We start from the raw sequence: 20,142 nt of genomic DNA, 5'->3' as shown, positions 1-20,142 counted from the left end.
CGGACTCATAGCTCAGCTGGATAGAGTACTCGGCTACGAACCGAGCGGTCGCAGGTTCGAATCCTGCTGAGTCCACCATATCATCAAGAAGCCCGCTCAATTGAGCGGGCTTTTTGTTTTCAATTTCACTGCTTTGTCAGTGATGCCTGACTAGACTGCTCATCAACCGGCCCGACAGACTTTTGCGCGGCGGATGTGTTTTTTGATGCGCGCCTGCCGTCGCACAGATGGCTTCGAGCGTTGTCCCAGCTTTATCTCGCAAACGATTGTTCTGGCCAAAATTTTAAGCGATCTGACAGCTTAGGCAGTGTATGATTGCGCCCGTCAGCCCCGCCGGGGCTTGTGGAAAACCACCATGGACTTACCCAGTAGTTACTCCTTAACAAGATTCATACAGCTAGATCTGACTGATTGATTCTCCCGGCGTGCTCTGCTGCTGGGAGTGGAGTTCGCCTATGACTGAAGTAGAAGTAAAGAAAGCTCAAGAGAGCCTGCAGGATCGCCTGGCCCAGGTGGTCGAGCTGCTGCAGCGCCAGCGAGTGGTTGAAGACCTGACCCACCGTCAGGAAGGTCAGCACAATGACCTGGTGGAAAACCTCGTCCACCGCCAGAACCTCGTCGAATTGCAGCGCAAGCTCGACGACCTTCACCCTGCCGACATCGCCTACATCCTCGAAGCCTTGCCCCTGCAGGACCGCCTGACGGTCTGGCAGCTGGTGCGCTCGGATCGCGATGGCGACATCCTCCTCGAAGTTTCCGACTCTGTTCGCCAATCGCTGATCGCCGACATGGACGATCACGAGATCCTGGCCGCTGCCAAGGAAATGGATGCCGACGAACTCGCTGACCTGGCCCCTGAGCTGCCGCGCGACGTTGTCCATGAGCTGATGGAGACCCTCGATGCTCAGCAGCGCGAGCGCGTGCGTTCGGCACTGAGTTACGACGAGGAGCAGGTCGGTGCGTTGATGGACTTCGAGATGGTCACCATCCGCGAAGACGTCAGCCTGGAAGTGGTACTGCGTTACCTGCGCCGTCTGAAAGAGTTGCCCAACCATACCGACAAACTGTTCGTGGTCGACTATGACGGCATTCTCAAAGGCGTGCTGCCAATCAAGCGCCTGCTGGTCAACGACCCGGAGAGGAAAGTCGCGGAGGTCATGGCAACCGACCCCGTGTCTTTCCACCCTGAGGAAGATGCCTACGACGCCGCGCAGGCCTTCGAGCGTTATGACCTGGTTTCGGCACCGGTGGTGGACAAGAGCGATCGCTTGATCGGCCGTCTGACCATCGACGAGATGGTCGACCTGATCCGTGAGGAAAGCGAAAGCGAAGTCCTCAACATGGCGGGTCTGCGTGAGGAGGAAGACATCTTTGCCTCGGTCTGGCGCTCGTTCCGTAACCGTTGGGCATGGCTGGCAATCAACCTTATTACCGCCTTCCTTGCTTCGCGCGTGATCGGCCTGTTCGAGGGCTCGATTGAAAAGCTGGTGGCGTTGGCTGCGCTGATGCCGATCGTTGCCGGTATTGGGGGTAACTCAGGTAATCAGACGATCACCATGATTGTCCGAGCCATGGCGCTGGACCAGGTGTCGCCGGGCAATACCAGCCGCCTGATGCGCAAAGAGCTGGCGGTATCACTGATCAACGGCCTGGTGTGGGGCGGGGTGATTGGTGCGGTGGCGTTCTGGCTATATGGCAGTTGGTCGCTGGGCGTAGTGATGACCGCAGCGATGACCTTGAACCTGTTGCTGGCGGCGTTGATGGGTGTACTGATCCCGATGACCCTGGCCCGCCTGGGGCGCGACCCGGCGATGGGGGCGAGTGTGATGATCACGGCGGCGACCGACAGCGGTGGCTTCTTTATCTTCCTGGGCCTGGCCACGCTGTTTCTGCTCTGACGCCGCTCATGAAAAATCAGCACAACGAAAAAAGCCAGCTTACGCTGGCTTTTTCGTGTCTGCTTGCTGCCGGCCTCAGGAGGCGTCGGCGGCCATTTCCACATCGTGAGCGATGAGGGCCACCAGTGCATTCTGCTGGCGGTGTGACAGCTGGCGGAAACGTTGCAGGAGCTCGCGCTCGTGCAGCGACAGCTCCGGGCTGTCCAGGCGCATGCTCAGCTCGTCGCCCAGCGCACCTTCCTGGATAAGGCTCTGCTCCAGGCGGGCGATGATTTCGGAGTTCATGCTGCGGTGATGGTTGCGCGCTACCTCGGCAATGCGCTCACGCATCCCGTCTGGCAGGCGGACGACGAACTTGTCAGCGGTGCGGCTCGAATAAATAGCCTGTTTCATTGGGCGCATATAAATTGACCGGGTTTACAGGTTCAGGGGAAGCGGTTCTCAAATTGGCCGCACGGGGTGGTAGTACGACCGTGGCGACGACAAAATGTTCAACCGTCATGAAAATTTGGAAGCTCATCTTGCCTCATGGTCGCCGTTTCCTTGGCGTCAATTCTGTGACAAATAGTGAGCCGGATAAAGGCTTTTTGCCAGTACCAATTATCAGAAATGAGCACTGGTTTGAAAAGTTTTGCATTATCCAGCTCGCCGCACCGTCAGCCTTTTGCCGTCAAAAACCTGTAAAACGCAGCAAAGGGCGCAGAAAACACCTAGAATGCGCGGGTTTCCTTCCATAGAGCATAGTGGCTATGCAACATGACGCAAGCGCCCGAGCGGAGGCCTCAGGCCGCCTGATATTCCTGGTAGGACCATCGGGTTCGGGAAAAGATTCCCTGATCAATGCTTCTCGTGCGCAATTGTCTGCCGCAGGGGTGGAAATTGCCCGTAGGGTCATCACTCGCTCCGCCGAGGCCAAGGGGGAAGCGGCACAAAGTGTGAGCGTGGAGCGCTTCGCGCAGTTGCGCGAGCAGGGTGCATTCGCCATGCACTGGCGGGCCAATGGCCTCGAGTATGGGATTCCGGCCCAGGTGGATCAGTGGCTGGCGCAAGGGCGCTCAGTGCTGGTCAATGGCTCGCGGGCTTATCTGCCCGTCGCACGGGAGCGTTATCCGGACCTGTTGGCCGTGTGCCTCGAAGTGCAACCCCAGGTGCTGCGTGAACGCTTGCTCGCCCGCGGGCGGGAAACCCCGGAGCAGGTCGATCAGCGCTTGGCGCGCAATGCCCGGCTTCAGCTGGAGGCTGGCTGGTCAGTCCACCACCTCGACAATTCAGGGGAGTTGGCAACGGCGGTTGCGGCCCTGCTCGATCTGCTGCGCCAGGAAAAATTGATCGCCTGAACGACCGTCGGAAAAAACCTGCGTGCAAAAAGCCCGATTCAGGCATGACAAACGGTGGCGCGCTGGTTAACATGCTCGCCGTCCTGCGATTGCTGCAATAAGCTCAGCAACGTCGCGGGCCGGTTTCAGTCCCTGTAGTTTAATGGATAGAACGGGGTCCTCCTAAGACTCTGGTGCAGGTTCGATTCCTGCCGGGGACGCCATCCACGCTAAATCCCACCCTCTGCCCCTCGTCTCCTTTGCACAAGGCCGACGTGCGCTGCGCGCGCCCGGACCGGAGCTTGCTGTCATTTCATCGAGGGTCGAAGGATGCATGCCGCCACCTGCTTCAAGGCCAGCCAGGCGCTGCCTGATGCCATTCAATTGCTGTTCAGCCCGCTGCGGCCAGCCGCCGCAAGGGGTGAGCCATGAGCGCCCTACTGGAACTGCTTGTCCGGCCCCTGCTGCCCGGCCAGCGCAGCCTGCCCCTGCTGGTCGAGGCACCCCACGCCGGCCTGGACCTCAACGAAGCGCTGGCGCCGATCCGTGAATTGGTCGACCGCCATTTGCTCGACGCCGGCGGCATTCTTTTCCGCGGTTTCGATGTGGGCGGCGCCGAGGCCTTCCGCAGCTTTGCCGGCGGCTTCGGCCACCCGCTGCTCAATTACGAGTTCGGCTCGACCCCACGCAGCAACGTCACCCAAGGCGTGTACACCTCAACCGAGTACCCGCCGCACCAGAAGATCCCGCTGCATAACGAGCAGGCCTACACCCGTGAATGGCCGATGAAGATCTGGTTCTACAGCATGATCGCCGCCGAGAGCGGAGGGGAAACGCCGATAGCCGACAGCCGTGAGGTGTTCCGCCGCATCGACTCACGCATTCACGAACGCTTCAACCGCCATGGCCTGATGTACGTGCGCAACTTTGGCAATGGCCTGGATGTGCCCTGGGAGCAGGTATTCAACAGTGACGACCCAGCCGTGGTGGAAGCCTACTGCCAACGCCACGCGATCGCCTGCCAGTGGAAGGACGACGGCGAGCTGCGTACCCGCCAGATCTGCCAGGCCGTGGCCCGCCACCCGCGTACCGGCGAGAACGTGTGGTTCAACCAGGCCCACCTGTTCCATGTTTCCAACCTGCCCCCTGAGGTGCGTGAGAGCCTGCTGGAAATCGTCGACGAGGAAGACCTGCCGCGTAACGTCTACTACGGTGATGGTTCGCCCATCGAGGACTCGATACTCGACGAAGTGCGCGGCGTGCTGGATGAATGCACCATCGCCTTCCCGTGGCAGGAGGGCGATGTGCTGATGCTCGACAACATGCTCGCCGCCCACGCCCGCAGCACCTTCACCGGCAAGCGCAAGGTCATCGTGGCCATGGCCGAGGGGCACGGCGCGGGCTGAGCCGCGAAGCACCGCAGCGACCGCCAGCACGTCCTCGGGCGCGCCGGCGCGCTGCTGTGAAACGGGCGCGATGGGTTTTGCAAACAGCGCCTAAATGCAAGCCGGAATCATTCGTTCAACAGGTATCGCGGAGCCCAGGGCGGCTCCCATCACCGGTTCGGACGACCTATGAGCACCCTCGATCAATCCCTGAAGCTGGCGCGCCGCTTCATTGAACTGCCGCTTGAAAAACGCCGTGTCTTCTTCGCCGCCCTGCGCGACGAACAGGTCGACTTCAGCAGCTACCCCATCCCCGACTGCAGCGCAGTCGCTGGCCGCGACCAGCTCTCTTATGCCCAGCAGCGCATGTGGTTCCTCTGGCAACTGGAGCCGCAGAGCGCCGCCTACAATCTGCCAGGGGCCGTGCGCCTGATCGGTAACCTGAATCACCAGGCTCTGGAACTGGCCCTTGCCGATCTGGTGCAGCGCCACGAGTGCCTGCGTACCACTTTCGAGGAAGTCGACGGCCAGGCGCTGCAGCGTGTCGGGGACGGTGCGCAAGTACAGGTTCGCCATCTTGACCTGTCCGGCCTGGATGCGGGTCAACGCCTGCAGCGTACCCGTGAGGAAGTTGCCCGTGAAGCCGGCCAGCCGTTTGACCTGCAGCAGGGTCCGCTGCTGCGGGTGGCACTGCTGCAACTGGCGGCGGATGAGCATGTGCTGCTGCTGACCCTGCATCACATCATCGCCGACGGCTGGTCGATGAACATCCTCATCGAAGAGTTCATGCGCTGCCTGGACGCCCGCAGCGCCGGCAACCAGGCCCAGTTACCGGCACTGGCCGTGCACTACCGCGACTACGCCCTGTGGCAGCGCAGCTGGATGGAAGCCGGCGAGCAGGCGTGCCAGCTTGACTACTGGCGGGCCCAGCTGGGCGAGGACCATGAACCACTGGAATTGCCCACCGACCGCCCACGGCCAGCGCAACCGAGCCACGCCGGTGCGCGTCTGGAATTCGCCATCGACGCCGAGCTGCGCAATGGCCTGAAGGCGCTGGCCCAGCGCCAGGGCGTGACCTTGTTCGTGGTGCTGCTGGCGGCCTTCAAGACCCTGTTGTACCGCTACAGCGGGCAGGGCGACATTCGTGTCGGCGGCCTGATTGCCAACCGCAACCGCGGCGAGGTCGAGGGCCTGATCGGTTTCTTCGTCAATACCCAGGTGCTGCGCAGCCAGCTGGATGGCCGCCAGACCTTCGCGCAGCTGTTGCAAGCGTTGCGCCAGGCCGCCCTGGGCGCGCAAGCCCATCAGGAGCTGCCGTTCGATGCGCTGCTGGAGGCGCTGCAGCCCAGCCGCAGCCAGAGCCACAACGCGCTGTTCCAGGTCATGTACAACCATCAGCCGCTGGTCACCGACATCCAGGGCATGCGCCTGCAATGCGGCCTGCAGCTGGCGCATCTGGATGCCGAGCAGAGCGTGGCCGGCGCCCGCAGCCATGCCGCCGCCAGCGACCTGATGCTGGAGACCCGGGAGGAAGGCGAACGCTTGCTGGCCGCGTTCACCTATGCCACCGACCTGTTCGATGCCGCCACCGTCGAGCGCATGGCTGGCCATTGGCGCAACCTGCTGCGCAGTGTGCTCGCCGACCCGCAACGTCGAATTGGCGAGCTGCAGTTGCTCGAGGCTGCGGAGTCTCGTCAATTGCACAACTGGGCATTGCGTGCCCCCGCACCGCAGGCAGCGGCACTGGCCCACCAGCGCTTCCAGGCTCAGGCAGCGCGCACGCCCGAGGCGGTGGCGCTGGTGCTGGCCGGCGAAGGGCAGGGCGCCAGCCTGAGCTACGCCGAGCTGAATCGCCGCAGCAACCGCCTGGCCCAGCGCCTGGTGCAGTCGGGTGTCGGCCCTGAGGTGCTGGTGGGCGTGGCGCTGGAGCGCTCGCTGGACATGGGGGTTGCCTTGCTGGCAGTGCTCAAGGCCGGAGGCGCCTATGTGCCGCTGGACCCGCAAGCGCCCAGCGAACGCATCGCCCAGGTGTTCGCCGACAGTGGCTTGCGCCTGCTGCTGACCCAATCGAACTTGCTGAGCCAGCTGCCGGAGGCTGAGGGTGTCGAAGTCCTGTGCCTGGACCAGGTGCAGGGTGAGCAACCTGAGCTTGCCCCGCAGGTTTCACTGCAACCCGGCAACCTGGCCTACGTGATCTACACCTCGGGTTCCACCGGCCGCCCCAAAGGGGTCGCCATCAGCCATGGCGCCCTGGCCGAGTTCTGCGAACTGGCCACCGACTATTCGCGCCTGACGGCGGAGGATCGTGTGCTGCAGTTCGCCACCTGCAGCTTCGACGGGTTCGTCGAGCAGTTCTACCCACCGCTGTGCGCGGGTGCCCGCGTGGTGCTGCGCGACAGCCGCCTGTGGGACAGCGCCAGCTTCCTGCAGGCGCTGGAGCAGCACGGCATTACCGTCGCCGACTTGCCGGCCGCCTACTGGCACATGCTGGTGCAGGACTACGCCCGCGCCACGCCACAGTCGTTTGCCGCACTGCGCCAGGTGCATGTCGGCGGCGAAGCCATGGCGGTCGATGGCCTCGACCTGTGGCGCCGCGCCGGGCTGGCCGGTGTGCGGCTGCTCAACACCTATGGCCCGACCGAGGCCACGGTGGTCTCCAGCATCCACGACTGCACGGCGCTGGCATCGCAGGATGTGTCCTGGCGGGGCATCCCCATCGGCCAGGGCCTCGCCGGCCGGCGGCTGTGCATTCTCGACGGCGAGATGCAGCCACTGCCAGCCGGCGCCATTGGCGAGCTGTACATCGGTGGGCCTGGCCTGGCACGCGGCTATCACGGCCAGCCCGCGCTCAGCGCCGAACGCTTCCTGCCTGACCCTGAAGTCCCCGGCGAGCGCCTGTACCGCACCGGTGACCGCGCCCGCTTCGACGCCAATGGCGCCATCGAGTACATCGGTCGGGTCGACCACCAGGTGAAGGTGCGCGGCTTCCGTATCGAGCTTGGCGAAATCGAGATGCGCCTGCAGCAATGCCCTGGCGTGCGCGAGGCGGCAGTGTTGGCCCTGGACATGGCCGGCGGGCGACAACTGGTGGCCTATGTGGTCACCGAAGCCGACGGCGCCAATGCCGACGCGCAGCGCCAGGCGATCCGCGAGGGCCTGCGTGCGACGTTGCCGGACTACATGGTCCCTGGGCACTTGGTGCTGCTGCACAACCTGCCGCTGACCCCCAGCGGCAAGCTTGACCGCAAGGCCTTGCCCGCGCCCGATCCGAGCCAGTTGCAGGCCAGCTTCCGCGCGCCGGTCAGTGAGCAGGAGCAACGCCTGGCAGCGATCTGGATGGAGGTCCTGCAGGTGCCCCGCGTCGGCCTCGACGACAGCTTCTTCGACTTGGGCGGGCATTCGCTGCTGGCGGCCCAGGTCATTGCCCGGATCAAGTCCGAGCTGGGCGTCGCGCTGCCCATGCGCAGCCTGTTCGAGCGCCCGCACCTGGCCGCCCTGGCCGAAGAGCTTGAGGCCTTGGGCGGCACCGCCGACGAGGACTGGGCCGACATGGAAGCGTTCATGAATTCACTGGAGGAGGTTTGAGCATGACCCGCAACACTACCCTGCGTATCGCCGAGAAGTTCATCGGGTTGCCGCTCGAACAACGCCGCCAGTTCCTCGCCAAGCTGCGCCAGGATGGCAAGGACTTCGGCCTGCTGCCGATCCCGGTCAGCCGCCATGGCCTTGAGGCCATCCCGCTGTCCTACGCCCAGCAGCGCCTGCTGTTTCTTTGGCAGCTCGACCCGCAGAGCGCCGCCTACAACATGGCCGCCGGCCTGCGCCTGTGCGGCGACCTGGACCAAAGCCGCTTGCAGGGCGCCTTCGATGCGCTGATCGAGCGCCACGAAGCGCTGCGCACCGTGTTCCAGGTCGAGGGCGAGCAGCCGCTGCAACGGGTGCTGGCGGCGGCGCCCCTGGCCCTGCGGCATGTCGACTTCGGTACGGTGGACGAGGCCGAGCTGGCGCGTCTGGTAGAAGACGACGTCGCTCGCCCGTTCGACCTGCTCAATGGCCCGCTGCTGCGTGCCAGCCTGTACCGCCTGGGCCAGGAGGAACACGTGTTGGTGGTGTGCATGCACCACATCGTCTCTGATGGCTGGTCGATGGACGTGATGGTCCGCGAGTTCGTGCAGTGCTACCAGGCCGGCGCCCAGAGCCTGCCAGCGCTGCCGCTGCAATATGCCGACTATGCCGTGTGGCAGCGCCGTTGGCTGGAAGCCGGCGAGGGTGAGCGGCAGTTGCAGCACTGGCGCGAACAGCTGGGTGAAGAACACCCGCTGCTCGACGTGGCGCCCGACTTCCCGCGTCCGCCGGTGCAGAGCCTGCAAGGCGAGACCCTGAAGTTCGACTTCGGCGCTCCGCTGTCGCAGCGCCTGCGCGATACCGCCCGGGCCCAGGGCGTGACCCTGTTCATGCTGATGCTGACTGGCTATGCGCTGTTCCTCTCACGCCATTCCGGCCAGCGTGATATCCGCATCGGCGTGCCCAACGCCAACCGTGGGCGCGAAGAGGTGGCAGGCCTGATCGGTTTCTTCGTCAACACTCAGGTGCTGCGTTGCGTGGTCGACGAGCGCCTGTCGCTCGGTGAACTGCTGGTGCGGGTACGCGAGGCGACCTTCGCTGCCCAGGCCAACCAGGAGCTGCCGTTCGAGCAACTGGTGGAAGTGCTCGCGCCAGCGCGCAGCCTTGGCCACAACCCGCTGTTCCAGGCCAAGTTCAACCAGAACGTCGGCGTGCAGAAACAGACCGCACTGCAATTGCCGGGGCTGGCCGTCAGCGAGTATCCGCTGCGCAAGGAAGGCACCCACTTCGACCTCGCCCTGGACATCACCGACGACGGCAACCTGGTGCATGGCGAGATGACCTACGCCAGCGACCTCTACCAGCGCTCCACCCTCGAAGGCTTCATCGCTGCATTGCGTGAGCTGTTCGAGACGCTGCTGGCCGCACCGGATGCGCCACTGCATACGCTGGTCAAGGCGCCTGCCGCAGAGGTTGCCAGCCACCGTGCGCAACCGGCCCTGGTCCTGCAGCGTTGGGACGAGCAAGTGCGTCGCCAGCCAGGCGGCATCGCGGCGGCCTGTGCAGGGCAGCAGCTCAGCCATGCAGAACTGGACAGCCAGGCCAACCGCCTGGCCCATCACCTGCGCAGCCTGGGCGTCACCGCTGGCGTACCCGTTGCGGTGCTGATGGAGCGCTCGCTGGACTGGCTGGTGTGCCTGCTGGGCATTCTCAAGGCCGGTGGCGTATACATGCCGCTGGACATCAAGGCACCGGCCGAGCGCCTGCAAGGCATGCTGCAGCGCAGCGGCGCGCAGGTCGTGCTGTGCGATGCGGCGCAGCCGCGCCAGCAGGGGTTGGCCTCGTCTGATTGCAAGGTACAGCCCTACGCGCCGGCGCGTTGGGCCTCGTTGCCGGATAATCCATCGCCAATCGGGATTCTGGCTGGAGCACCGGCCTACGTGATCCACACCTCTGGCTCCACCGGCCAACCGAAGGGTGTGGTGGTCAGCCATGGCGCGCTGGCCAGTTATGTCGATGGCCTGCTGCAGCGTCTGGACCTGGCTGCGGATGCGAGCATGGCGCTGGTCTCCACCATCGCCGCCGACCTTGGCCATACGGTGCTGTTTGGCGCCTTGTGCTCCGGGCGCACCTTGCATGTGCTGCCGGAGGCGCTGGGCTTCGATCCCGATGCCTTCGCCGCCTACATGGCCGAGCAGCGCATCGGCGTGCTGAAGATCGTCCCCAGCCACCTCAATGGCCTGCTGCAGGCGGCCAACGCGGCAGATGTACTGCCCGAGCACGCCTTGATCGTCGGTGGCGAGGCGTGTTCGCCCGCGCTGTACCAGAAAGTGCGCGAGCTCAAGCCCGGCTGCCGCTTCATCAACCACTACGGCCCCAGCGAAACCACGGTCAGCGTGCTGACCCACGAACTGCAGGGTGAAGCGGCGCATGCGATGCCGTTGGGTACGGCGCTGCCGGGTGCCCGCGTGCGGGTGCTGGACGATGTGCTCAACGTGTTGCCGGCGCGTGTCGCAGGCGAGCTGTACATTGGTGGCGACAGCCTGGCGCAAGGTTACCTCGGCCAGGCGGCGCTGACCGCCGAACGTTTCGTGCCCGACCCGTTCGGCGCGCCGGGCACGCGCCTGTACCGCAGCGGCGACCGTGTGCAGCGCGACAGCGCAGGCTTGCTGCACTTCCTCGGGCGTGCCGACGACCAGGTGAAGATCCGCGGTTATCGGGTCGAACCGGGGGAAGTCAGCCGCGTGCTGCGTGGCCTGGCAGGGGTGCGTGATGCCGTGGTCCTGGCAGTGCCGCAAGGCGATGATCCGGCGCAGCTGCAACTGGTCGGCTGGTGCGTGCCGGGCAACCCCGAACTCAGCGCCGAGGCCCTGCGCGAGCAGCTGCAGGCACGGGTGCCGGACTACCTGGTACCGGCCCACCTCATGCTACTGGAGCGCCTGCCGCTTACCGCCAACGGCAAGCTGGACCGCCGCGCCCTGCCGCAGCCGCAGGTGCAGCTCAAGCGCCATGTCGCCGCCAGCTCACCGGTGGAGGAGCAGCTGCTGGCCATCTGGCAAGCGGTGCTCAAGCGTGACGACATCGGCATCGAAGACAACTTCTTCGAGCTCGGTGGCGACTCCATCCTCAGCCTGCAGATCATCGCCCGGGCCAAACGCCAAGGCATCAAGCTGAGCCCGCGGCAATTGTTCGAGAAGCAGACCATTGCCCAGCTGGCGCAGGTTGCCAAGGTGATCACTGCAGTGGCCAAGCCCACCTCTGTGGCGCAGGTCAGTGGTGCCATGCCGCTGTTGCCCGTGCAGGCGCGCTTCTTCGAATTGGCGCTGAACCAGCCGGGGCATTACAACCAGGCGGTCATGCTGCAGCCACGCCAGGCGTTGACGGCGAACATCGTCGAGCAGGCCCTGGCGCTGCTGGTCAACCAGCACGACGCATTGCGCCTGGCTTTCAGGAACGTGGACGGCAACTGGCGTGCCGAGCACCGTGCCGGCGTGCAAGGCGGGCTGTTCTGGCATCGCCAGGCGGCCGATGCCGCGCAACTGCAGGCTATCGCCGAAGAGGCGCAGGGCAGTCTTGATCTCGCTCAGGGGCCGCTGCTGCGCGCCGTGCTGTGCGACCTTGCCGACGGCGGGCAGCGCCTGCTGCTGGTAATTCATCACCTGGTGGTCGACGGTGTGTCGTGGCGTGTGCTGCTGGAAGACCTGGAGCAAGCCTGCGGCGCCCTGCTGGCCGGGCGCGCGCCAGCGCTGGCCGAGAAGGGTACGGTATTCAAGGCCTGGGCCGAGCGCCTGGTGAGCTGGGCGCAGGCGCCCGCCCGCGGTGCAGAGCTGGCCTACTGGCAAGCGGCCCTCGCGGGGCAGGCCGGCGACTTGCCGGCTGCACGCTGCGACGCCGGTCTGCAGGTCCGCCACGCCCGCACCGTGCGCTGCCGGCTGGATGCCGAGACCACGCAGAGCCTGCTGCAGCAGGCGCCAGCAGCCTACCGCACGCAGGTCAACGACCTTTTGCTGACTGCCCTGGCGCGGGTGCTGTGCCGTTGGACGGGGCAGGGCAGTGCGCTGGTCCAGCTTGAAGGCCATGGCCGTGAAGACCTGTTCGACGGCGTGGACCTGAGCCGCACGGTGGGCTGGTTTACCAGCCTGTTCCCGGTGGCGCTGACCCCGGCCGATGACCTGGCAGGTGCGCTCAAGGCCATCAAGGAGCAGTTGCGTGGCGTGCCCGGGCGTGGCATTGGCCATGGCGTGCTGCGTTACCTCGGCAGCCCGGCGCAGCAGGCGGTGTTGCAAGCCTTGCCGCAAGCGCGGGTGACCTTCAACTACCTCGGCCAGTTCGACCAGGGCTTCGGCGAAGACCGGTTGTTCGCACCTGCCATGGAAAGCGTTGGCGCTACGCAGACGGCCGATGCGCCATTGGGCAACTGGTTGAGCGTCAACGGCCAGGTGTTGGGTGGCGAACTCGAACTGGGCTTTACCTTCAGCGAAGCGATGTTCGATGAGCCGGCAATCGCCCGCCTGGCCGACGACTATGCCGGTGAACTGACCGCGCTGATCGCCCATTGCCTCGACAGCCAAGCCGGCGGCGCCACCCCGGCCGACTTCCCGCTGGCCGGCCTGACCCAGGCGCAGCTGGATGCGCTGCCGGTCGACCTGCGCCAGGTCGAGAACATCTATCCGCTGGCGCCAATGCAGGAAGGCATGCTGTTCCACAGTCTGTACGACGGCCAGGCCAGCAGCTACGTCAACCGCCTGCGCCTGGACCTCGATGACCTCGACCCTGAGCGCTTCATCCAGGCCTGGCAGCAGGCGCTGGACCAGCATGAATCGCTGCGTGCCGGGTTTGCCTGGGAGCAGGGCCTGGAAGCACCACGTCAGGTCGTATTGCGCCATGTCCCGTTGCCGGTCGAACGCTACGACTGGGCAGGCGAAGCCGATATCGACGCCCGCCTCGAAGCACTGGCGCAGGCCGAGCAGGCACGCGCCTTCGACCTTGGCCAGGCGCCGCTGCTGCGCCTGGTGCTGGTGCGCACTGGGCCGCAGCGCCATCATCTGATCTACACCAGCCACCACATCCTCATGGACGGCTGGAGCAATTCGTTGCTGTTCGCCGCCGTGATGCGGGCCTACTCGGGGCAGCCTGCCGCGCAGTCGCAGGCTACCCGCAGCGACTACCTCGGCTGGTTGCAGCAACAGGATCGCGCGGGTGCCGATGCGTTCTGGCAAGCCCAACTGCTGGACCTGGACGGCCCGACGCTGCTTGGCGGTACACGCGAGGTCAACGAAGCCGGGCAGGGTGCGGTGGTGCTGGAGCTGGGCGAGACGCTGAGCCAGGCCCTGAAGCACTTTGCGCAAAACCAGCAAGTCACCCTCAACAGTGTGTTGCAAGCCGCCTGGGCGCTGCTGTTGCAGCGTCGCACCGGTCAGCGTCGGCCCTGCTTCGGTGCCACCGTGTCCGGGCGCCCGGCAGAGTTGCCGGGCATCGAGCAGCAACTGGGCCTGTTCATCAATACCCTGCCGGTGGCCGCCGAGCCACAGGGGCAAATGGCAGTCGCCGACTGGGTGCGTGAGGTGCAAGCGCTCAACCTGCGCCTGCGCGAGTACGAATACCTGCCGCTGTATGCCATCCAGGGCGCTGCTGGGCGTAACGGCGAGGCGCTGTTCGACAGCCTGCTGGTGTTCGAAAACTATCCGCTGGCCCAGAGCCTGTCGGACAGCAGCGCCGGGCTGCGCTTGTCCGGCCTGGACTATCAGGAATACAGCGGCTACCCGCTGACACTGATTGCCGAGGCGCGTGCACAGGTGCAACTGACGTTCGCCTACCAGCGCCAGGTCTTCGGTCACGAGCTGGTGCAGCAGATTGCAGCCGAGCTCCGCCATTTGCTGCAAGGCTTCGCCAGCGCGCCGCACGCCTTGCTGGGCAGCTTCGGACTGGTCGATGCGGCGGCTCATTCGCGAATCGTCAAGGACTGGAATGCCACGGCACGGGACTACCTGGGGACGCCGTTTGTGCATCAGCTGTTCGAACAGCAAGTCACCCGTCAGCCGCAAGCGCCGGCCCTGACCTTTGTCGACCGCACCCTCAGTTATGCCGAGCTGAATGCCGAGGCCAATCGCCTGTCGCTGTATCTGCGCGGTCTGGGCGTAGGTCCGGACGTGCTGGTCGGCATCGCCACCGACCGCTCGGTAGAGATGGTCGTCGGCCTGCTGGCCATTCTCAAGGCCGGTGGCGCCTACGTGCCGCTTGACCCGGAATATCCGCAGGATCGCCTGGCCTACATGTTCAAAGACAGCGGCATCGCCTTGCTGTTGACCCAGTCGCACCTGCGCGGTGGCCTGCCAATCCCGGCCGGGCTGGCGGTGCTCGATCTGGATAGCCCCGAAGCCTGGAGCGCTCTCGACGCGCACAACCCTGATGTGCTGCTGCACCCGGAAAACCTCGCCTACGTCATCTACACCTCCGGCTCCACCGGCAAGCCCAAGGGCGCTGGCAACCGCCACGTGGCGCTGCACAACCGTCTGGCCTGGATGCAGGAGGCGTATCCGCTCACCGCCGATGACAGCGTGCTGCAGAAGACGCCGTTCAGCTTCGACGTCTCGGTGTGGGAGTTCTTCTGGCCGCTGATGGAAGGTGCGCGCCTGGTCATGGCGCTGCCCGGTGACCACCGCGACCCGGCACGGCTGGCCGAGCTCATCACCCGGGAGCGGATCAGCACGTTGCACTTCGTGCCGTCGATGCTGCAGGCCTTCGTCGGTGACGAAAACGCCGCCCGCTGCACCTCGCTGCAGCGGATCATCTGCTCCGGCGAAGCACTGCCGGTAGAGCTGCAACGCCAGACCCTGGCGCTGCTGCCGCAGAGCGGCCTGTACAACCTGTACGGCCCGACCGAAGCGGCCATCGACGTCACTCACTGGACCTGCGTAGAAGAAGGCAAGGACGCAGTGCCAATCGGCCAGCCGATCGCCAACCTGCAGACCTACGTGCTGGACGGCGAACTGAACCCGGTCAGCCCTGGCGTGACCGGTGAGCTGTATCTGGGCGGCATCGGCCTGGCGCGCGGTTACCACCGTCGCCCATCGCTGACCGCCGAGCGCTTCGTCACCAGCCCCTTCCGCGAGGGTGAGCGGCTGTACCGTACCGGCGACCTGGCGCGCCAGCGCGAGGACGGCGTGATCGAGTACGCCGGGCGTATCGACCACCAGGTGAAGATCCGCGGCTTGCGTATCGAACTGGGCGAGATCGAAGCACGCCTGCAGGAACAGGACAGCGTCCGTGAGGCGGTGGTAGTGGCTGCCGAGGGGCAACTGTTGGCGTACCTGGTAACCGAGCAGGCTGACCACCTGGCTGCGATCAAGGCGCACCTCGCTGCCGTGCTGCCGGACTACATGGTGCCGAGTCAGTGGGTACTGCTCGACCGTATGCCGCTGTCGCCCAACGGCAAGCTCGACCGCAAAGCCTTGCCCAAGCCTGAGCTGGGCCAGTCGCGGCGCGAATACGTGGCGCCGCAAAGCGAACTGGAACAACACCTGGCGGCCATCTGGCAGGAGGTGCTGCAGGTCGAACGGGTCGGCCTCAACGACAACTTCTTCGAACTGGGCGGGCATTCACTGCTGCTGGTGCGCCTGGTCTCGCGCATCAAGACCGAGTTGGCCATTGAGCTGGCGATGCAGGACGCCTACCTGGCCAATAGCCTAGGCGCCCTGGCCACCCTGGTTGCAGGCAGCATCAGCCCGGCGCAAGACGACTACGACGCGATCTTCGACGCCCTCGACGAACTGGAGGCACTGGATGTTTAAGCAAGGGACCCAACAGGGCAATGAGCTGGTCCAGCGAATCAGCGGGCTGGCGCACGACAAGCGCGTGGCCTTGTTCAAGCGCCTGCTGGAGAAAGGCATCGACCCGGGCCGGTTGCCCATCGTGGCGCTGGCTGAGGGTGACGTGCCGCGCCTTTCCCATGCCCAGCAGCGCCAGTGGTTCCTCTGGCAGCTGGACCCGCACAGTGCCGCCTACAACATGCCCGCAGCGTTGCGCCTTGAAGGCACGCTGGACCTTGCCGCCCTGCAGAGCAGCTTCGATGCGCTGGTGGCGCGGCACCCACCGCTGCGCACCACCTTCGAGGCAAGCGACGGTGAGCCACTGCAGTGTATCCACGCAGCAGGCGCGGTGGCGATCGAACGCGTGGCCTTGCCGGGCGCCGACGACTCAACCATTGCCGAGGCAGTGAGCCGCGAAGTGATGCGCCCCTTCGACCTGCAGCGTGGCCCGTTGCTGCGGGTGCTGCTGCTGGAAATCGGTGCGGCGGACCGGGTGCTGGTCATGACCCAGCACCACATCGTCTCCGATGGCTGGTCGATGCAGGTCATGATCGCCGAACTGATCCAGCTCTATCAGGCCGCCTGCGAAGGCCGCGAGGCCAAACTCCCGACGCTGGCCATCCAGTACGCCGACTTTGCCGCCTGGCAGCGCCAGCTGCTCGAGGCAGGCGAGGGGCCGCGGCAGCTGGCCTATTGGACCGAACAGCTGAGCAATGCCCCCGCAGTGCTGGAACTGCCCACCGATCGGCCACGCCCGGCCGTGCCCAGCCATCGTGGCCAGGCAGTGAGCGGCACCCTGGACGCGCCGCTGCGCCAGCGCCTGGTCGACTTGGCACAGGCGCACGGCTGCACCTTGTCGATGGTGCTGCTGGCGTCGTTCCAGCTGCTGCTGCGCCGCTACAGCGGCCAGAGCGATGTGTGCGTGGGCATGCCGTCGGCGGGGCGCAACCGGCCGGAGGTGGAGCCGCTGACCGGGTTCTTCGTCAACACCCTGGTGTTGCGCGGCCGGCTTGAAGATGGCCTGAGCACCTCGCAGCTGCTGCAGCACACGCGCACCACGCTGCTCGCCGCCCAGGCCAACCAGGACCTGCCGTTCGAAGCGTTGGTCGATAGCCTGGTGGCGCATCGCGACCTCAGCCACAACCCGCTGTTCCAGGTCATGTTCAACCACCAGGTGATGGGCGATGGTCTGGGTGCCTCGGCGCTTGCTGGCCTGTCGCTGACCCTGCTGCCCGCGCCGACCTCGCACGCCAAGTTCGACCTGGCGCTGGACACCCAGGAACATGGCGGCCAGCTCAGTGCCAGCCTCAGCTACGCCACCGACCTGTTCGAGGGTGCTACCGCCGAAAAAATGTTCGCCCATTGGCAGAACCTGTTGCGGCGCATGAGTGCCGAGCCTGGCAAACCGATTGCCGAGTTGTGCATGCTCAGCGAAGACGAGCGCAACTGGCAGCTGCTGGCGCTGAACCCTGGCCTCGGCCAGCCGGCCGAAACGCGCACCGTGCACGGCCTGATCCAGCAGCAGGCACAGCTGCGCCCCAGCGCCCCGGCGCTGGTCGTGGCAGGCAGGCAGCTCGATTACCAGCAACTCAACCAGTGGGCCAACCGCTTGGCCGCTCGCCTGCATGAAGCCGGTGTCGGGCCTGAAGTACGCGTCGGTATCGCGCTGGAGCGCTCGGTGGAAATGCTGGTTGCCTTGCTGGCCGTGCTCAAAGCCGGCGGCGCCTACGTGCCACTGGACCCGACCCACCCGCGCGAGCGGTTACGCTACATGATCGAGGACAGCGGCGTTGCCCTGGTACTGGCCCAGCCGCATCTGCTGGCCGAACTGCCGCTACCGGCCAGCGTCGAGTTGTTGCCGGTCAGCGCCGAGGGCACCGAGCTGCAAGGTTACCCGGCGCACGATGCGCATTACCCGGTGGCGGCGGACAACCTGGCCTATCTGATTTACACCTCTGGCTCTACTGGCCGGCCGAAGGGCGTGGCGGTCACCCATGGCCCGCTGGCCATGCACTGCCTGGCCATTGCCGAGCGCTATGGCATGACCCCCGAGGACCGTGAACTGCAATTCGCGTCGATCAACTTCGACGGCGCCCACGAGCGCTGGCTGGTGCCGCTGGTGTCCGGTTCGATGCTGATGCTGCGCGACAATGATGCCTGGGATGTCGAGCGCAGCGCGCGCGAGATTGCCGAGCATGGCATCACCATCACCTGCTTTACCCCGAGCTACCTGCAGCAGCTGGCCGAGCACCTGGGCGAGGCGGGGGCCGATTTGCCAATCCGCTCCTACACCGTGGGTGGCGAAGGCACCAGCCGCGCCACCTTCGAGCAGATCCAGCAGGTGCTGCGCACGCCGCGCCTGATCAATGGCTATGGCCCGACCGAGACCGTGATCACGCCGTTGCTGTGGGCGGTCCATCTGGGCAGCGGTTTCGAGGCGCAGTACATGCCGGTGGGCACGCCCGTCGGTGCACGTTCGGCCTATGTGCTGGGCAGCGACCTGCAGCCGTTGCCCGCAGGCGTGCCCGGCGAACTCTACATTGGTGGTGAAGGGCTGGCGCGCGGGTATCACCAGCGTTCGGGCCTGACTGCCGAGCGTTTCGTCGCCGACCCGTTCGGCCCGCCAGGTGGTCGTCTTTATCGAACCGGCGACCTGGTGCGCCTGCGCCATGATGGCGTGGTTGAGTACCTTGGCCGGGTCGATCACCAGGTCAAGGTGCGCGGTTTCCGCATCGAGCTGGGCGAGGTGGAATCGTGCCTGATGGGCATGGAGCAAGTGCGCGAAGCGGTGGTTGCCGTGGCAGGCGAAGGGCGTGGTTCGCGCCTTGTGGCCTACCTGGTGCTGGCGCCGGGGTTGCAGTGGGATGCCGGGTTGCGTGGCCAGGTGCTCACGCGGCTGCGCCAGGCCTTGCCCGAGTACATGGTGCCTGCGCATTTGCTGGTACTGCCGGCCATGCCACTGAACCCCAACGGCAAGCTCGACCGCCATGCCTTGCCAGCCCCGGTGCTGGACCGTTCAGAGCACTACCGCGCACCCGTCACGCCGCTGGAGGTTGGCCTGGCGAAGCTCTGGGGCGAGCTGCTGGAGGTGGAAGAGGTCGGGCTCGATGACAGCTTCTTCGAGCTGGGCGGCAACTCGCTGCTGGCCATGGAGCTGGTGCGCCGGGTGCGGGTGGCAGCGCTGGACGGGTTCACCATGACCCTTCGCGATCTGATGACCACACCGCGTGTCGGCGAGTTGGTCGGGCGCCTGCACCGCACTGCCAGCCAGACCCCGGTGCTACTGCTGAACACCCCGGAGCAAGGCGCCACACCGCTGTTCTGCCTGCACGGGGTGCATGGCTCGGTGTTCGACTATCTGCCGTTGGCCAGGCGGCTGCAGCCGCAGTGGGCGGTGCACGGTATCCAGTGCCGGATGCTGTTCAATGCGGCCTGGGTCGATTCGAACGTTGAATCCATGGCCGTCGATTACTGCGATTACATTCGCGCCGTGCAGCCGCAGGGGCCGTACTTCCTGCTCGGCTGGTCGCTGGGTGGCGCCCTGGCGCTGCAGGTGGCGCGAGAGCTGGAGGGGCAGGGGCAGGCTGTGGCCTTTGTCGGGCTGCTGGACAGCTACCTGCCGCAGGGCGATCAACAGCAGCAATGGGATGAACGCTTGCTGGGCCTGCTGCTGACACTGGGCGCTGATGAGGGCGCCAGCCGGGCGCTGTGCAGCGGATGGCAGGGGCCTGAAAAGGATGAGCGGCTGCTGTCAAGTGAGCCAATGGCGGCCGTGCTAGGCAACGTGTCGGCAACCGTGTTGGCCGATCTCGCTATTGGCGAGCGTGTGGCCTTCGTGCGTACCACGCTGCAGCTTGATCGGGTAGCAATGGCCATGAAGGTTTTGCCAAGCACTCGGGTGAAGCCGATCTGCTGGTGGGCAGCAGGGCGCGAAGCGGCGGCGCAGGCGCGCCTTGATGGTCACTACGGCACGGCACTGCGGCACCTGAGCAGCGACCGTGGCCATTTCGACCTGCTGCAAGATGGGCAACTGATCGAGGCGGTGGCCGGGCAGCTGCAGGATAACGGCGCCGTACGCCAGGAGGCACTATTCGAGGTTTGACTTAGTTACGTGGTACTGCGCACTGCTATCCCAGGCACGACCGTTGCGCGCAATTTTCTTGACGCCATT

7 protein-coding genes and 2 tRNA genes are annotated in these 20,142 nt (G+C 65.5%); 8 read left to right on the top strand and 1 reads right to left on the bottom strand.

Annotated features, from left to right (window positions below):
* The first annotated feature begins 1 nt into the window (after position 1).
* A tRNA-Arg gene (locus tag APH28_RS07750) sits at positions 2 to 78 on the top strand.
* 377 nt (positions 79 to 455) lie between these two features.
* Entirely contained in the window at positions 456 to 1,898 is a 1,443-nt protein-coding gene (gene mgtE / locus APH28_RS07745) for a magnesium transporter (RefSeq protein ID WP_060508365.1), read from the top strand.
* 75 nt (positions 1,899 to 1,973) lie between these two features.
* On the opposite strand, the gene APH28_RS07740 is transcribed toward mgtE, so the two are convergent.
* Positions 1,974 to 2,300, bottom strand: coding sequence for an Arc family DNA-binding protein (locus tag APH28_RS07740; RefSeq protein ID WP_003254499.1), 327 nt, complete (start codon positions 2,298 to 2,300; stop codon positions 1,974 to 1,976).
* 347 nt (positions 2,301 to 2,647) lie between these two features.
* On the opposite strand from APH28_RS07740, the gene phnN reads away from it, so the two are divergent.
* From phnN to APH28_RS07710, 6 genes are all read left to right on the top strand, one after another.
* Positions 2,648 to 3,235 (top strand): phosphonate metabolism protein/1,5-bisphosphokinase (PRPP-forming) PhnN, encoded by a 588-nt coding sequence (gene phnN, locus APH28_RS07735; RefSeq protein ID WP_060508364.1) that lies wholly within the window; start codon positions 2,648 to 2,650, stop codon positions 3,233 to 3,235.
* Positions 3,236 to 3,363: 128 nt separating this feature from the next.
* Positions 3,364 to 3,438: transfer RNA gene (locus APH28_RS07730), tRNA-Arg, on the top strand.
* Between the two features lie 204 nt (positions 3,439 to 3,642).
* Positions 3,643 to 4,620 (top strand): TauD/TfdA family dioxygenase, encoded by a 978-nt coding sequence (locus tag APH28_RS07725; protein WP_060508363.1) that lies wholly within the window; start codon positions 3,643 to 3,645, stop codon positions 4,618 to 4,620.
* Positions 4,621 to 4,788: 168 nt separating this feature from the next.
* A complete protein-coding gene (locus tag APH28_RS07720; RefSeq protein WP_060508362.1) occupies positions 4,789 to 8,184 on the top strand; it encodes a non-ribosomal peptide synthetase in 3,396 nt (1,131 codons plus the stop codon).
* Positions 8,185 to 8,186: 2 nt separating this feature from the next.
* The gene (locus APH28_RS07715; protein WP_060508361.1) at positions 8,187 to 15,953 is read left to right on the top strand and encodes a non-ribosomal peptide synthetase; all 7,767 of its coding nucleotides are present in this window, start codon (positions 8,187 to 8,189) and stop codon (positions 15,951 to 15,953) included.
* Positions 15,946 to 20,073 carry a non-ribosomal peptide synthetase gene (locus APH28_RS07710; RefSeq protein WP_060508360.1) on the top strand — a complete coding sequence of 1,376 codons (4,128 nt, stop codon included), beginning with the start codon at positions 15,946 to 15,948 and terminating at the stop codon, positions 20,071 to 20,073. The genes APH28_RS07715 and APH28_RS07710 overlap by 8 nt, the downstream gene beginning before the upstream one ends.
* Positions 20,074 to 20,142 lie beyond the last annotated feature (69 nt).

The organism is Pseudomonas sp. NBRC 111124, assembly GCF_001320245.1.
Lineage (GTDB): Bacteria > Pseudomonadota > Gammaproteobacteria > Pseudomonadales > Pseudomonadaceae > Aquipseudomonas.
The sequence above is the reverse complement of the archived record's forward strand: the minus strand, read 5'-3'. Positions and strand labels throughout refer to the sequence as shown.

Excerpts from the sequence above, each read along its gene's own strand:
- mgtE (WP_060508365.1), top strand. The coding sequence starts at position 456 with ATGACTGAAGTAGAAGTAAAGAAAGCTCAAGAGAGCCTGCAGGATCGC.
- APH28_RS07740 (WP_003254499.1), bottom strand. The coding sequence starts at position 2,300 with ATGCGCCCAATGAAACAGGCTATTTATTCGAGCCGCACCGCTGACAAG.
- phnN (WP_060508364.1), top strand. The coding sequence starts at position 2,648 with ATGCAACATGACGCAAGCGCCCGAGCGGAGGCCTCAGGCCGCCTGATA.
- APH28_RS07725 (WP_060508363.1), top strand. The coding sequence starts at position 3,643 with ATGAGCGCCCTACTGGAACTGCTTGTCCGGCCCCTGCTGCCCGGCCAG.
- APH28_RS07720 (WP_060508362.1), top strand. The coding sequence starts at position 4,789 with ATGAGCACCCTCGATCAATCCCTGAAGCTGGCGCGCCGCTTCATTGAA.
- APH28_RS07715 (WP_060508361.1), top strand. The coding sequence starts at position 8,187 with ATGACCCGCAACACTACCCTGCGTATCGCCGAGAAGTTCATCGGGTTG.
- APH28_RS07710 (WP_060508360.1), top strand. The coding sequence starts at position 15,946 with ATGTTTAAGCAAGGGACCCAACAGGGCAATGAGCTGGTCCAGCGAATC.